Origin of the sequence: Streptomyces sp. BBFR102, from assembly GCF_051397025.1 — a bacterium.
Taxonomy (GTDB): Bacteria; Actinomycetota; Actinomycetes; order Streptomycetales; family Streptomycetaceae; genus Streptomyces.
In genome coordinates this window covers 5628268-5642131 of record NZ_CP195757.1, presented here as the reverse complement: position 1 = coordinate 5642131, position 13864 = coordinate 5628268, and the positions used below count along the sequence as shown (strand labels likewise).

20 protein-coding genes and 6 other RNA genes are annotated in these 13864 nt (G+C 67.3%); 9 read left to right on the top strand and 17 right to left on the bottom strand.

Features of this window, described 5'->3' with window-relative positions; genetic code table 11:
- Positions 1-30: 30 nt before the first annotated feature.
- The 16 genes from ACSLIC_RS24990 to ACSLIC_RS24915 all read right to left on the bottom strand — a co-directional run bounded on the left by ACSLIC_RS24990 (position 31) and on the right by ACSLIC_RS24915 (position 5172).
- On the bottom strand, positions 31-606 hold the full coding sequence (locus ACSLIC_RS24990; RefSeq protein ID WP_436739949.1) for a hypothetical protein: 576 nt from the start codon (positions 604-606) through the stop codon (positions 31-33).
- 20 nt (positions 607-626) lie between these two features.
- An RNA gene (locus ACSLIC_RS24985) (hammerhead ribozyme type II) lies at positions 627-689 on the bottom strand.
- A gap of 21 nt (positions 690-710) precedes the next feature.
- Positions 711-786: hammerhead ribozyme type II (locus ACSLIC_RS24980), an RNA gene on the bottom strand.
- 153 nt (positions 787-939) lie between these two features.
- An RNA gene (locus ACSLIC_RS24975) (hammerhead ribozyme type II) lies at positions 940-1000 on the bottom strand.
- A gap of 2 nt (positions 1001-1002) precedes the next feature.
- Positions 1003-1131 carry a hypothetical protein gene (locus tag ACSLIC_RS24970; protein WP_436739948.1) on the bottom strand — a complete coding sequence of 43 codons (129 nt, stop codon included), beginning with the start codon at positions 1129-1131 and terminating at the stop codon, positions 1003-1005.
- A 7-nt stretch (positions 1132-1138) separates the two neighbouring features.
- Positions 1139-1201: hammerhead ribozyme type II (locus ACSLIC_RS24965), an RNA gene on the bottom strand.
- Positions 1202-1390, bottom strand: coding sequence for a hypothetical protein (locus tag ACSLIC_RS24960; protein ID WP_436739947.1), 189 nt, complete (start codon positions 1388-1390; stop codon positions 1202-1204).
- Positions 1391-1446: 56 nt separating this feature from the next.
- Entirely contained in the window at positions 1447-1839 is a 393-nt protein-coding gene (locus ACSLIC_RS24955; protein WP_436739946.1) for a hypothetical protein, read from the bottom strand.
- A 19-nt stretch (positions 1840-1858) separates the two neighbouring features.
- An RNA gene (locus tag ACSLIC_RS24950) (hammerhead ribozyme type II) lies at positions 1859-1921 on the bottom strand.
- The gene (locus tag ACSLIC_RS24945) at positions 1922-2092 is read right to left on the bottom strand and encodes a hypothetical protein (RefSeq protein WP_436739945.1); all 171 of its coding nucleotides are present in this window, start codon (positions 2090-2092) and stop codon (positions 1922-1924) included.
- Positions 2093-2285: 193 nt separating this feature from the next.
- On the bottom strand, positions 2286-2462 hold the full coding sequence (locus ACSLIC_RS24940) for a hypothetical protein (RefSeq protein WP_436739944.1): 177 nt from the start codon (positions 2460-2462) through the stop codon (positions 2286-2288).
- A gap of 18 nt (positions 2463-2480) precedes the next feature.
- An RNA gene (locus tag ACSLIC_RS24935) (hammerhead ribozyme type II) lies at positions 2481-2545 on the bottom strand.
- Between the two features lie 16 nt (positions 2546-2561).
- Positions 2562-2945, bottom strand: coding sequence for a hypothetical protein (locus ACSLIC_RS24930; RefSeq protein ID WP_436739943.1), 384 nt, complete (start codon positions 2943-2945; stop codon positions 2562-2564).
- Positions 2942-3160 carry a hypothetical protein gene (locus ACSLIC_RS24925; protein ID WP_436739942.1) on the bottom strand — a complete coding sequence of 73 codons (219 nt, stop codon included), beginning with the start codon at positions 3158-3160 and terminating at the stop codon, positions 2942-2944. The genes ACSLIC_RS24930 and ACSLIC_RS24925 overlap by 4 nt, the downstream gene beginning before the upstream one ends.
- 1132 nt (positions 3161-4292) lie before the next feature.
- Positions 4293-4937: a hypothetical protein gene (locus tag ACSLIC_RS24920; protein WP_436739941.1), complete on the bottom strand. Its 645-nt coding sequence runs from the start codon at positions 4935-4937 to the stop codon at positions 4293-4295.
- A gap of 52 nt (positions 4938-4989) precedes the next feature.
- Positions 4990-5172, bottom strand: a complete 183-nt coding sequence (locus tag ACSLIC_RS24915; protein ID WP_436739940.1) for a hypothetical protein — start codon at positions 5170-5172, stop codon at positions 4990-4992.
- A gap of 591 nt (positions 5173-5763) precedes the next feature.
- Between ACSLIC_RS24915 and ACSLIC_RS24910 the strand changes: the two genes are divergently transcribed.
- The 3 genes from ACSLIC_RS24910 to ACSLIC_RS24900 all read left to right on the top strand — a co-directional run bounded on the left by ACSLIC_RS24910 (position 5764) and on the right by ACSLIC_RS24900 (position 7013).
- Positions 5764-5934, top strand: coding sequence for a hypothetical protein (locus tag ACSLIC_RS24910; protein WP_436739939.1), 171 nt, complete (start codon positions 5764-5766; stop codon positions 5932-5934).
- Positions 5935-6240: 306 nt separating this feature from the next.
- Positions 6241-6471, top strand: coding sequence for a hypothetical protein (locus tag ACSLIC_RS24905; RefSeq protein ID WP_436739938.1), 231 nt, complete (start codon positions 6241-6243; stop codon positions 6469-6471).
- A 44-nt stretch (positions 6472-6515) separates the two neighbouring features.
- Entirely contained in the window at positions 6516-7013 is a 498-nt protein-coding gene (locus tag ACSLIC_RS24900; protein WP_436739937.1) for a hypothetical protein, read from the top strand.
- 41 nt (positions 7014-7054) lie between these two features.
- On the opposite strand, the gene ACSLIC_RS24895 is transcribed toward ACSLIC_RS24900, so the two are convergent.
- Positions 7055-7258, bottom strand: a complete 204-nt coding sequence (locus ACSLIC_RS24895; RefSeq protein WP_436739936.1) for a hypothetical protein — start codon at positions 7256-7258, stop codon at positions 7055-7057.
- Positions 7259-7349: 91 nt separating this feature from the next.
- Between ACSLIC_RS24895 and ACSLIC_RS24890 the strand changes: the two genes are divergently transcribed.
- The 6 genes from ACSLIC_RS24890 (at position 7350) to ACSLIC_RS24865 (ending at position 13859) form a co-directional block, all read left to right on the top strand.
- On the top strand, positions 7350-9011 hold the full coding sequence (locus ACSLIC_RS24890) for a terminase (protein WP_436739935.1): 1662 nt from the start codon (positions 7350-7352) through the stop codon (positions 9009-9011).
- A 28-nt stretch (positions 9012-9039) separates the two neighbouring features.
- On the top strand, positions 9040-10509 hold the full coding sequence (locus ACSLIC_RS24885; protein ID WP_436739934.1) for a phage portal protein: 1470 nt from the start codon (positions 9040-9042) through the stop codon (positions 10507-10509).
- The gene (locus ACSLIC_RS24880) at positions 10506-11612 is read left to right on the top strand and encodes a hypothetical protein (RefSeq protein WP_436739933.1); all 1107 of its coding nucleotides are present in this window, start codon (positions 10506-10508) and stop codon (positions 11610-11612) included. The genes ACSLIC_RS24885 and ACSLIC_RS24880 overlap by 4 nt, the downstream gene beginning before the upstream one ends.
- A gap of 2 nt (positions 11613-11614) precedes the next feature.
- Complete coding sequence (locus ACSLIC_RS24875) at positions 11615-12148, top strand: hypothetical protein (RefSeq protein WP_436739932.1); 534 nt, start codon at positions 11615-11617, stop codon at positions 12146-12148.
- 69 nt (positions 12149-12217) lie between these two features.
- Complete coding sequence (locus ACSLIC_RS24870; protein ID WP_436739931.1) at positions 12218-13285, top strand: hypothetical protein; 1068 nt, start codon at positions 12218-12220, stop codon at positions 13283-13285.
- 73 nt (positions 13286-13358) lie between these two features.
- Positions 13359-13859, top strand: coding sequence for a hypothetical protein (locus ACSLIC_RS24865; protein ID WP_436739930.1), 501 nt, complete (start codon positions 13359-13361; stop codon positions 13857-13859).
- The last annotated feature ends 5 nt before the right edge of the window (positions 13860-13864 follow it).

The following is a 13864-nucleotide window of genomic DNA, read 5'->3' as shown; positions in this document are numbered from 1 at the left end:
GCCCGCCCGACCCCCGGAGGGGTTTCGCCGTCACAGGCCAAGCAGGTCGATCAACTCCTCGACCGTCACGGTGTCGGCGTTCGACACGATCGAGACCGTGCGCACCTCGACCGAGAGGGCCTCGGGCTCGGGCTCCTCGACCAGCTCGGGGACCGGCAGACCGGCCAGCTCCAGGACGTACGCCTCGTAGTCCTCGATCGAGCCGTGCTCGTCGCCCTCGTCGTCGCCCTCCGCGTGCCCCTCCAGGAAGGCCATCGCCTCGTGCTTGTGGCCGCCGACCATCAGGGACTGGGCCAGGTCGTCCGCCTCGGTGCAGGTGAAGTGGCCACCCACCCCGCTCGCCGTCATGCCGTCGCCGAGGACGTTGGCGACTACTCGCAGGGCACCGCTCAGCTCCGAGAGCTCCTCGTCGGTGTCGAGCTCGGCGCCCTCGTCGTTCTGGACCTCCACCAGGTAGCCGTAGGACTCCGTCCAGTACCCCTCGGGGCGCTGCCCCTTCACGCCTCCACCGCAGATGGCGCACTGGTAAGGGTGACCGATCGCCGTGTAGAGGATCGGGCCGTTGTCGACGAGGCAGCGAACCACGTTGCTCGGAACCTTGGTCATCTTTACTGTCCCACTTTCACACTTGGCTGTCATCTTCAGGAGACGGGAGCCATCCCGTCCCGACGCCTCCCGGCGTTTCGACTTGGCGTGGGCGCGACCTCTCCCCCGGGCTGCTCATCAGGACCCAAGTACCGCCCTGGGCCGACACCTCACCCATCCAGCCGGCGAGGTGTTTCGCATGGAGTGGTGCAATCGAGGCTCAGGCGCTACCTCCTGAAGAACTCGACCTCCCAGCTACTCGCGTCTCGATATCCGCGACGATCGAGTAACGGGTTGACGTGCTTGGTGATCTGCATGTTGGCCTTTCGGCTTCGGCATGAATGGGTCAGTACGTGTTGGCTGGCTCATCAGTGACGGGGAACCACCCCGCCAGACCCCCGAAGGGGTTTCGCCTGTTCACTCGTAGTAGGAGGCCGCGATCTCGTCGGCCCTTCTGAGCACCTCTCGCCGCTCATGCTCCTCCAGCTCCGCCAGGAGCTCGGCCAGCTCCTCGGTGCTGTACTTCGGGGTGGCGTATTCGTGCACGCTGTCTCCTCGGTTGGCTCATCAGCGACCGGGACCCGCCCGGCCGGACGCCCCGAAGGGCGTTTCGCCTTCAGTCCCGCGCCGCGACCTCCCGGCTGCGGTACCTCGCCCACTCGTGCACCTGGCCCTTCTCGATCCAGGGCAGCGGGTCGCCCTTCTGGCGAGGGCTCCACTCCATCTCCCGGCCGAGCGCCGGGCGCACCGCCCCGACGATCTGCTTGCCCGACTTGAGCGCCTCGCGCAGTTCCTTCGCGGTCACCTTCGCCCCTCCCTGGGGTAGTCACAGAATCACGCTTGCGCAGGTTGCACAATCGGTCAGAGGGTCATGAACACCACGTCGGGCTCGCCCGGCGTCCAGTTCGGGACCCGCTCCGTCTCGACGAACCCGAACCGCTTGTAGTAGCCGGGCAGGAAGCCGTCGAAGCAGTCCAGCTTCCGGGCCCCCTTGTGCATCACGGCGTCCCACGTCAGGGACTCCCCCCGCCCCTTCTCCGTGGAGAAGAGACCGATCAGCGTCCCATCCGAGGTGACCCCGAACCCCGACCTGAAGTCGTCGGTCATGTAGTAGCGAGCGTCATCCGGCATCTCGTTCGGGTCGGACGTCATGGCCGCGATGCGCTCACTGTCGTGCCGGGCGACCCCGAGGGCGAGGGCGTACTCCCACGGCTGGACCAGGTGCACGGTGATGGGCGTCATGACAGTGGTCACGCTGGACTCCTTCGGTTCGAGCAGGCTGGCTCATCAGCGGACGGCTACCAGCCGACCGGACGCCCCGGAGGGCGTTTCGCCTTCATCCGATCTCGATCTGCGTTACCTGCGACTTCCACCCCGTCCTCACCCGTACCTGGGCGTCATCGGGTGCGTCATCACCGGCCGCCTCCAGGAGCTTCCTCAGCTCTCCGAGCGTCAGGCCGCCCTTCTCGTCCGTGGCGCGGGTGCTGAACTTCCGCATGATCGCCATCACTCACCGTCCGTCCGTTCGCAGGCCGGGACGAATCCCTGGTCGCAGTCGTCTTGCTTCGAGTCGCGCCACCCGTCATTGAAGGTGGCCACCGAGTCCGCCGGAGGGTGGGCCGGGGCCTGCGGCGTGGCGGCGATGACCAAGGTCAGGGCACACCCCACCCCCAGGCCGGCGAGTCCAGCGAGGAGTGTCTTCATCGGCCCAGAACCTGGGCCTTGTGCGCCTCGAACCGCTTGACGTCCGCTCGGTACTGACGCTCGGCGAACTCCAGCGAAAGAGCGACGAGGTTGTTCTTGCGGAGCTCGCGTCCGATGCGAGCGCGCATCCTGCCAACGGCGATGGACTGTTCGGTCTTGTTGAGGCTGACCATGGGGACTCCTTCGATTCGAGCAGGCTGGCTCGTCAGCGGCCGAGAACCCATCTCGGCCGGACGCTCCGGAGAGCGTTTCACCTTGTCACACTTACACGGTCAGGCCAGCGTCAGGAGCGTCACGCGGGTGACCTCGACCTGGACGCCCGCCGTCTCCATGAGGTGCGGCTCGTAGGGGCGGTACGCGGCGTCCTCGACCAGCCGCTCGGCGGAGAAGCTGTCACAGCCGCTGATGTTCTGCACCCACCACTCGGCGAGCTCCTCCGGGAAGGGCCAGACCTCGGCAACGGCGTCGCCCTCGCCGCTACCATCCCAGAACTGGATGACGTACCCGGGCTGACGGAGAGCGGGCTTCGGCGGGGTGAGCTCCACCAGGTACTCCGGGTAGCCGAACTGGTCGGCATGGCGCTGGCAGCGCCCCTGGTTGCCTCTGGCGGTGGCGAAGTAGTGGGTGGCGGGCTTGGAGCAGATGCCGCAGATCATCGGGTGACCCTCCCGGTCTCGAAGTTGAAGATGCCGAAGCAGTTGGAGCACGTGGGGTCGGCGACGTAGTCGGCCAGCGTGGCGCCGGTCAGCCAGTCCATCTCGCCGTACTCGGCGTCGTAGACCTTGATGACACCCTCGTCGGTGACCTTGAAGGCTTCCGGACACCCCTTGCACCTGATGTGGATCTCGGTGCGGATCGTCGTTCCGGCCATGCCGCTCCCCCTCATGCGTGGCTACACTTGCACATCGTGTGCGAAGAGTCGTGCCGACGGCGTCGGCGACTCGGTACTCCCCGTGGCCTTTGCGGCTACGTCTACCGACTGCGTCGGTCCCGTCCGGGGGAGCTTTGCGGGAGGACCCGGAAGGGCCCTCCCCCCCGCACTACGTGCGGGTCGTTCATCGTGTGCGTTTCGGCAGGTCGCACATCCTGTCACCATTCGCTCCCCCGGCCCGTTCGGCATTTCCGCTTCCCGGTCCGTTCGGATTGAACGGTGAGCCCTGGTCACCTACTGGCACTGGCAGCGTTCGTAGCCCTCCGGATCGTGGCATCCCTCTCCGAAGCGTACGGCCTGAACACGGCTGCTCGATCGAACGAGCGTCGTTTGGTGGCTGTACCCCAGGGGTTCGACCTCAGCCTCGCGTTCCTGCCTGGATCACTGGAGCGGATACCCGCTCCTACCAGGCTCTCCCGTCCGGGGGGCCTGTGCCCTGCCTACTCTCCCACCCACCTCCGGGGAGGTGGTGCGACATCCCTTGCGGGGGCCGGGAGAGCGTCGTTCAAGTCTGTCCGTGTTGCGTGTCGTGCTGTCTTGCTGGGCTGTACTTTACCGGGTTTCCCCGGGCCGTGCAACTTGCGCTTCGCTCGGCTTGCACATCCGCAGGTGAGCCGCTGTTCGCCACTCGGTAACCGTTCCCCGGACCTTCGACATCCCGGTTCACTCACCCGCCGTACTGCCTTGCTGGGCTCAACCCTACAGGAGCTGGACCATCTGTGCAAGTGTCGCCTACCTGGTTCGCGGTGCCTGCCTTGCGGCCTGCGGTGCGTCCCGTGGTGGCGACAGGCAGAACATTGGCACACTTGCACGCTCGACGCAAGTCGTGCAGGTCAGAGCCCTGATCGCGGGCCCCTGAGCGCCCCTCTGCGGGCCCGCTGGCCGGTCACTGGCCCGTTCGCCCGTCCCGCTGAGGGGAAGCCGCGAGAGCGCGACGCAGGAGGGCGCGCGAGGGTAGCACGGCCGGGCGGGGGGTGGGGGGTGACCCCCGGAGCGCGGTTTCGCGCACCGCCGTGTCTTACCGGCCGGGATCTTGCCACGGTTTCAAGGTCGTATTGCGGAGCGGCTCTTGCTACCGGAAGAGCAGGTACATCACGGGAAGCACGGCTCCGCCGGCAGCCATGCCTACGACCAACCTCTGCGTCGCGAGGGCGACTGTCATCTGATCCACTGCGACATCCTCGCGGACAACAACATCGATCAGTGGCGCCTGAACCTTCACGTCAGCCTTTGGTCCATCGATCAGTAGCGTCATCCGGACCGCCTGCTTTCGAGCCAGCAGGAAGGGAGGGATGGAGATCTTCTGCGGCGCTTCCGGGTGTATGTCCACCGAGGGGGCGACCGTTGACGAGGGGCTCGTCTTGATATCGAGCACTCCGACCACAGTGCCGCCGAGGGCTACTTGCAGCGGTTGGCCGTCGTGGAATTGCGCCGCAGTGATGGCGAGGCGGCCAGAGTTCCGCAACTCCAGCTCCACGACACGAGGGCGACTCACTGGAGTGCCGAGATGCCTGACTGTAAGTGCTCCCGCTTGGCTGTGGGAAGCGACGAACAGGGACGCGTTCACGAGCGTGCTGTAGCTGAGCCGTCGCCTGGGGTTCGAGGCTCGTATGGTGGCGAAGGCGCCCAGAGCGCCAACAGCCAGCGCCACAATCGACGTGATGGTGAACTGCCAGAAGGAGCCGTCTTCATACCAGGTCTTGGCCAGGGTCAACATGCCGCGAATTGTAATCCGCCCCGCTCGCCTTGGGGCTCCGCGTCATGAAGGGTCAGATCTTCGGCAGGGTGCCAGCGATGGCGTCACGGATGTGCTCGGGCCCCAGCTCCAGCCCAGGATTGGCGGCGGCGAAGAGACGCAGCAGACCGAGCGGGGAGTCGGGGGGCGCGGGCTCAGTAGCCAGCTCGGCGCCCGCGATCTGGAGCGCGAAGGCGAGGTCATCGTCAGAGGTCATGGCCCCAGCGTAAGCGGCAAGCGCGCTTGCCGGCTCTGAATTGCGGGGCGCGGCAGCGCCCCCAGGGAATTTGCCGGCTCTGCTCCGTTGCGCCCTGCGGGCGCCCCATCGGTAGCGCTCCACTCACCCCTTCGCCGTTGCGCTCAAGGCCGGACGGCCGCCGCCAGGCGGCCCAGCCCAAAGCCTCGAAGTCTCTGTGTAAGTGTGACCACGACCACATCGGAATGATGGAAACTTCCTCCCCCCGGGCTCCGTATCAGTAAGTACAAGGGTAAGTACGAAGAGCGGAGTTGCAGGCTGGAGGCCCTGTCGGGCCTCGCTTGACGAAGCTCCTTACGACTTGCCGCAAGCACAAGCACTTCCCCTCGGGTTGACAGTGAGCGAGCAGCTACCTGTTCAGGTAGGACGTCACCGAGGGGATCAGCTTCCACGTCGGGGGTGATCCGGTTGCCGAACTGGCAAGGTTCCGACAGGCGCTCGCGCCTACCGAAGGACTGGCCCAAGATCCGGCTCCGGGTCCTGCGGCGAGACGGAGGGCAGTGCACCGCGCTGACACAAGCGGGTGAACGCTGCGACTCGTCCGCAACCGACGTGGACCACATCGTGCCGGGCGACGATCACAGGCTGTCGAACCTGACATCCCTGTGCGCCTGGCACCACAAGCAGAAGAGCAGCCGGGAGGGTGCGGCGGCCCAGGCCGCCAAGCGTCGCGCGATCCAGAAGAAGTTCCAGCGCAGCGAGCAGCATCCCGGCCTCCTCTGAGACCCGCGCTCCAGGCCCTCCCTGCCTGTAGAGCGCGAGCGCCCCCGAGCCCTCCTCTCCTCGGGCGAGGCGCCGGCCCCAGGACCGCTACCCCCTGGGGCCCGAGACTTCCGCGCGTTCCGGCCCGAACTCGGGTGAGCGCGCGGTACGAGGTGGCGGTCATGGTCCCCGACCGGCAGAACCAACTCGGACCACGCGCATACCGGGCCGCGCGCACAACGCCCGGAACTCGTTTCAAGGAGGTGCGCCCTTGCTCTGTACTGGTTGCCCCGGCCCATGTGCCGGCTGCCCGCTCGCCGGCCCTCGGTGAGCGGGTTCGAGTGGGCCTGGCTCGCGTGGGGTGGCGCCTTCCTCGTCATCGAGGGGATCGCCCTCAAGCGCAAGGCCAAGGGCGACACCCTGTCCGAGCAGGTCTGGAAAATCTTCCACACCTCGCAGGGCCAGGAGAAGACGAAGACCACGCAGGCGCGACGCGCCGTCCTGGTCATGTTCCTCGCCTGGCTCGTCGCCCATTTCGTGAGTGGCGGCGCGGTCTGACCGTTCCGGCGTAGGCCGGCAAAAAAGAAGGTCCCCGTCTCGGCATGGCCGCGCCCGGCATTACGCCCGGCGCGGCCCTTGCTGTTCGGGATCGCGACGAGGGGGTGAGGACCATGGGAGCCCGTGGACCAGTTCCGAATCGCTCTGAAGACCTCGCCCGACCTCGGTCGCGCAAGGGGGGCGAAGAGCGGCCCATCACCAAGGGCGAGATGAAGGCGGTCAAGATCCCTGCGGCGGATCGCGACTGGCACCCCATCGCCCGGCGACTGTGGGACTCGCTCAAGACATCCGGCCAGGCCGACTTTTACCAGAACAGTGACTGGGCGTTCGCCTACTCGCTGTGCGAGGACTTGTCGTACTACAAGAAGTCCGGCAAGCGGTCGGGCCAGATGCTCCAGACCATCTACTCCGCCTTCGAGCGACTCCTTGTCGCCGAGGGCGACCGGCGCCGTGTGCGCATCGAACTGACCGAGCCCGTACCCGAGCAGGACTCTGCCGCCGTGGTCGCCATCGCGGACTACAAGAAGGATCTCGGGCTCTGAACGCCGTCTGCCCCCACCACAAGGCAGGGGCAGACGGTAGGTCATTCGCGCTTCTTCCTGAACTCATCCGCTACAGCACGGATGGACCGGACAGCCACGACGGCTTTCTTGGCGATCGGTGGAATCCGGTCGAGGACTCGCTCGAACACCACCAGCGCGGCCATTGAGACCGCACCGACGATCGCCCAGTATTCAGCATTCATCTTCACTCCAGAAAAAGAAATTTTGACGCTGTCACCCGCCAAGATTTCTTCTCCTTTCCGGCGTCTGACGATACAGCAGCTTGCCCCTGGAGCGCCAATACGCAGGTGAAGGGCATGATTTCGGGGGTGAGAAATGGCAGCCATTACGCCGCTCACTTCCGAAGAGATCGACGCCCTGGAGCCTGAGTACCTCGGGCCTACCTGGCAGAAGGACGCCTTCGGCAGGTGGAAGCTCCCCGAGTTCACGCTCGGGTGGCAGATCGCCGGCTGGTGCGCCGAGTATCTGGACGGCGAAGGCTCGACCGACGAGCAGCGCGTCCCGTGGAAGTTCACCACGGAACAGCTCCGCTTCCTCCTGTGGTGGTACGCCATCGACAAGGACGGCGAGTTCATCTACCGGACCGGGGTCCTCCAGCGCTTGAAGGGCTGGGGGAAGGACCCTCTCCTCGCGGTGATCTCGCTCGTCGAGTTTGTCGGGCCGTCGCGCTTCTCCCACTGGGACGAGAACGGCGCCCCGGTCGCGAAGGCCCACCCGCAGGCGTGGGTGCAGGTCACGGCCGTGAACCAGGAGCAGACCACCAACACGATGGGCTACCTGCCCATCCTGATGGGGCCGAAGCTCATGCAGACCTACGGCATCAAGGCCGGCGCCGAACTCATCCGCGCCGACCGGGGACGCAAGAAGCTCCAGGCGGTCACCAGCTCGTACCGGGCGATCGAGGGTAAGCGCACGACGTTCACCCTGCTCAATGAAACGCATCACTGGATCGCGAGCAATGGCGGCCACAAGATGTTCGAGACCATCGACGGTAACTCCACCAAGATGGACTCCCGGTACCTGGCGATCACGAACGCCTACCTCCCTGGCGAGGACAGCGTGGCCGAGCGCACGCGCGAGGCGTACAACAAGGTGCTCGAAGGCCGCGCGATCGACGTGGGGATGCTCTACGACTCGATCGAGGCGCACCCCAAGACCCCGCTCACGCCCGAGGCGCTGCGGATCGTGCTTCCCAAGATCCGGGGCGATGCCGCCTGGCTGAAGATCGAGACGATCATCAAGTCCGTCATGAACTTGACGATCTCGGCCTCGCGCTCCAGGCGCATGTACCTGAACCAGGTCGTGGCCGAAGAGGACGCGATCTACGGGCCGGCCCAGTGGGACCCGCTCGCGGACGACGGCAAGAGCTTGAAGCCTGGCGACGAGATCGTCCTCGGGTTCGACGGAGGCAAGAGCTCCGACAGCACAGCCCTGGTGGCTCTTCGCGTACGCGACATGCACGCGGTGCTGCTCAACATCTGGGAGCACCCAGAGGGCGAGGCCGCGAAGGACTGGACCGTGCCTCGGCATGAGGTCGACTCGGCCGTGCATGAGGCGTTCCGTCTCTTCGAGGTCCGGGCGTTCTTCGCTGACGTCGCCCTGTGGGAGTCGTACATCGCCGACTGGTCGGAGACGTACGGCGACCAGCTCGGTGTTCGCTCGCCCTCGGGCAAGGATGCGATCGGCTGGGACATGCGCTCATCGCAGAAGACGGTGACGCTGGCGCACGAGCGCCTGATGCGCTCCATCTTCGACGGGAAGCTCTCGCACGACGGAGACCTGACGCTGCGCCGGCACGTGCTCTCAGCTCGCCGGCGCACGAACAACTACGGGCTGTCGTTCGGCAAGGAGTCGAAGGACTCCCCGCGCAAGATCGATGCCTACGCGGCGCTGATGCTCGCGCACGAGGCCCTGAACGAACTCCGAGCTCGCGGCAAGAAGGTCCGCAAGCGGACCGGTCGCGGCTACTTCATGTAGTGCAAGTGTGACAGAAAGGTGGTGAGGCATGGCCGACACCAGCCCAGCATCGCTGGCGAAGGAACTCCTCGCCATCCTCGATCGCGACGAAGAGCGCATTCAGCGGATCGACGACTACATCCACGGAAAGCACGACGACCCGTACATGCCGCCTCACGCGGACGACGAGTACCGGCTGCTCGCGAAGCGGGCGGTGTCCAACTGGATGCCGCTCCTCGTCGGGACTCCGGCTCAGGCTCTGTACGTGGACGGCTTCCGGCCCGGCACATCCGGTTCCGGCCTGCCGAACGCCTCGTCCTCGACGAGCCCGGCCTGGAACCACTGGCAGCGCTCGCGCATGGACGCGAGGCAGGCCGCGATCTACCGGGGCGCCCTCGGCTTCGGCCACTCCTTCGTTCTGACGGAGAAGACCAAGAAGGGCGTCGTCTCCAAGGGCCTGTCCGCCAAGCGGACCGCAGCCCTGTATGAGGACCCGGCGAACGACGAGACCCCGTACGCCGCGCTGACCGTGACGGCCTGGCCCCGAGGCGAGAGCCTCGGTAAGGCCCGGCTCTTCGACGGCAAGCGCGAGTACGCGGTCACCTTCAAGTCGAAGAGCGACCCCAAGTCGGTGCGCGTCGCGGCCGGCAAGCTGCACGGCGCGAGCGAGTGTCCGGTCACCCGGTTCGCCGCTCAGGTCGACCTCGAAGGCCGCACGATCGGCGTCGTCGAGCCGATGATCCCGCTCAGCGACCGCATCAACCAGACCATCTTCGATCTCCTGGTCGCGCAGACCTACACCTCCCACGAGGTGCGGTACGCCACCGGCATGGCTCCGCCCATGCAGATGGAGATGCTGGACGAGAACGGCAACGTCACGACCGACGTGAGCCTCGCGGTCGACAGCCGGCCCAGGCTCGACTCCGAGGGCAACCCGGTCCCCGCGTCCATCAACCACAACGCCCGACGCTTCCTCTTCGCGGAAGACCCGGACGTGAAGTTCGGCTCGCTGCCGGCTGGCCCGATCACCCCGCTGATCGAGTCCGTGGACATGAGCATCCGGCACCTCGCGGCCGTCTCGCAGACCCCGCCCCACCACCTGCTTGGCCAGATCGCCAACCTCTCCGCCGAGGCCCTCCTCGCCGCTGAGCAGTCCCTGGCCCGCATGGTCGCGGAGTTCCGCTCCATCTTCGGCGAGTCCTGGGAGCGCGTCTTTCGGCTGGCCGCAGAGATGGAGGGCGACATCGGTGCGACGGACGACTTCTCCGGCGAGGTTCAGTGGCGGGACATGGAGTCCCGCTCCCTGGCGCAGGCCGCTGACGCTCTCGGCAAGCTCGCCGACCAGCTCGGCATCCCGAAGCGCGGTCTGTGGAAGCGCGTCCCTGGCGTGACGCAGACCGAGTACGAGGACTGGGAGCAGATGGCCGAGGAGGACGACTCCGTAGGCCAGCTCGCGACCGCCCTCACTCGCGCCACACCCGAGCCGGCCGCCCCTGATCCGGGGGTGATCGCCGCGTGACGAGCCCGGCCCGACAGGCTGAGGCTGATCGCGCTGCAATCGCGTTCCAGACGGCGCTCACCCAGATCGGGGCGGGCACCATCGCGGAGGCGATGACGCTGTGGGGGGACGTCCCGGCTACGGCTCGGGCGTCCACCTCCGCTTCCTGGTTGCGCCGGGCCATCACGATGGTGATGAGCCGGCGCCGCATGAGCCGAGATCTGGCTCGTGCGTACTACCGCCTGGCCCGCGCGCTGCGGACCGGGACGACGGTAGCCGATCCGCACCACCCCGAGCCCACGTACATCACCCTCGATGTGCTGCGCCGGGAGTTCGCAGAGCTGGCGGGGGAATCCGCTGAGCAGCCCCAGGAGGGCCGTTCAGAGCCCTCCGGCACCAGCACCCCAGAGACCCCGTCGTCGGCCGCGAGCAGCGAGCCTGTGGAAGCCGACAACGATTCACCCCCGACCGACCGGGAGCTGGAAGACGAGCTCGACCGTATCCGGGTCGAGGAGATCGAGGGTCTGCGGGAAGCGGAAGAGCTGATCGAGCGAGAAGCGGAGCAGGAGCTGCGCACGGCACTGGAGGCCCTCGGGCCGAACAACCTCCAGGGGAAGGTCGACAGGATCGATGGCGGCAGGACCGCTGACGAGGTCGACAAGCTCCGGGGCGAGGCCCACCGGCAGGCCGGCGCACGCCAGGCCGCAGCCGCCGAGCGCGTCGCCATGAACGGCGGACGTTCGGCCGTCTGGAACCACGCCAGTCGCGACAAGCGAGCCATCGGCTACATCAGACTCTCGCGCTCCGGCACCCCCTGCGGGTGGTGCGCGATGCTCATCTCTCGTGGTCCCGTCTACCGCAGCTCGGCCTCGGCCCAGTACGCGGACGGCGACAAGTACCACGACAACTGCCACTGCTACGCGGAGCCCGTGTTCTCGCGCGAGCAGTACAGCAGCTCGCCTCTGTACGAGCTGAACCGCCGGTACGAGGAGCTGTGGCCCAAGGTCACGAGCGGCCTGTCCGGCAAGGCGGCCGTGTCCGCCTGGCGCCGGTTCATCCGGCAGGAACAGAAGGCCGCAGCCCAGGAGGCTCGGCGACAAACCCCGAACGTCCAGGAGGCGTGACAGTGCCCGAGCAGGAAACCCCCAGCACCGAGACCACCGAGTCCACGGAAGAGACCGTCGAGACGCCCCCGGAGGGCACCGAGCCCGATGGCGAGAAGCCGGCGGAGGAGTCCACGGACGAGAAGCCCTCGGAGGAAGCCGTTCCTCCGGAGGTGCTGCGCAAGAAGCTCACCGAGGCGAACGCCGAGGCGGCCAACTACCGCACGAAGCTCCGCGAGGTCGAGGCTCGGTTCGCCGACGCCAAGACCCCCGAGGAGTTCGAGGCTGCGGTCGCCGAGCTGAAGGCGCAGAACGAGGCGCTGGAGCGGACGATCCTGCTCAACACCGTGGCCGCGAAGTACGAGCTTCCGGCCGCTCTCGCGACGCGCCTGGCCGGCGCCACTCCCGAGGAGCTGGAGGCGGACGCGAAGGAGCTCCAGAAGCTCGTCGCGCCCGCGCCGCCCGAGTCCCTGTCCGGCGGCCTCGACCCCGACGAGGACTCGGACGACTTCGATCCGGTCAAGGCGGCGCAGGCAGCCCGCCGAGCCCGCTACTGATCACCCCCTGGCCGTGTGTGCAACCTGCGCACGACGAGCCTCGCTCTTCTACTGAAGGAGTAACACCCCGTGACCCACTCCCCCATCAAGCCGGAGAAGATCGCCGCGACTGCGGCGGTCGCCCTGGAGCAGGCCCTCGTCGTCCCCGCGCTCTTCCAGCGCGAGGGCATCGACGCGTACAAGGGCGCCGCGAACGACACCATCAACGTCGTCGTCGAGGGCGTCCTGCCGTTCCGGACCTACGACTGGCGTTCCGGCCAGATCGGCGGCCCCAACCCGAATGGCGGCATCCGTAAGGCGATCGAGTTCGACGACTACGCCGAGAAGACCGTCGCGGTCTCCTTCGGCGGCAACATCTACTCGGCGGTCAAGCTGACCGACGAGCAGCGTGACTTCGACCTGGGCGGCTGGGCGAAGCTCATGACCAAGCAGACCGAGGCCATCGGTCGCGGCCTGGAGCGCGAGGCCGTCAACCACCTGCTCGGCCAGGACTACGCCGTCACCCTCGGCGGTGCGGTCACCGGCCGCGACCTGCGCCGGACCCTGATCCGCGCCCGCGACGTCCTCAACAAGTTCCGCGTCCCGTCCGAGGGCCGCGTACTCCTGGTCGGCACCGACTGGGAGGTCGAGCTCCTGTCCGACGAGAAGCTGAACCTGGCTTCCAACGTCGGCGAGTCCGAGGCGGTCTCCGCCCTGCGCGAGGCTTCCATCGGCCGGCGCTTCGGCTTCGACATCGTCGTCTCGCAGGAGGTCCCGAGCGACGCCGCGTTCGCGCTGCACCGCTCCGCGTTCATCTTCGCGACCGGCGCCCCGACCGTCCCGCAGTCCGTTGTGGGTGGCACCGCCTCTCACAACGGCGTGGCGATCCGCTACATCCAGGACTACGACGCGCAGTACCTGACCGACCGCAACGTGGTCAACACCTACAAGGGCTTCCGCTCCGTCCAGGACCAGCTCATGGGCGTGGACGAGGCCACCGGCCAGGCGTTCATCTCCGAGCACGAGCACTTCGTGCGCGGCATTCGCCTCGACCTGGACGCGGCCTCCGACGTCCTGCCCGACCCGGACGGCCCGAACGAGGCCGCCCAGGAGCTCGCGGCCATCACCGGAGTCAAGGCCGAGGCCACCGAGGGCTGACCGTCCGAGGGTGTGGGCGGGACTGTGCAACCTGCGCAACCCCGCCCCTCCCCGCGAGCGAAGGAGAATCACCTTGGCGGACTTCGCCACACTCGACGAGCTGAAGGGCCGCCTCGACTGGACGCTCGACGCTGACGAGGAGCGCATCGCTACCGCCTCCCTCGAAGACGCATCAGACCTTGCTCGCGCCTACGCAGGGCGCGACTGGGAGCCCGTGACCGCAGCCCCGCGCCTCGTACGGACGATGGTCCTGAAGGCGTGCAAGCGGTACATGAACAACCCCTCAGGCTTCACGCAGTCCCGCGCGGGCGACGAGACGCTGGCCTGGAACGATGATGCCGGCGAGGACGCTGGGACCGTGTACTTCACCAAGGACGAGCAGGACATGCTCGCCAACCTCGGTGGACGCAGGGCCGGCCTGGTCTCCGCAGGCGTCACCGCCTGGAACTCCAACATCCGCCGCTACCGCAGCCGGCGTAGCTGGCGCAGCGGCAACGACCTCCCGGCCGGCTTCGTCCCGGCGGGCTCCGGCAAGGACGTCCCGTTCTTCGGGGATGAGGTGGAGCCCTGGTGAGCTCC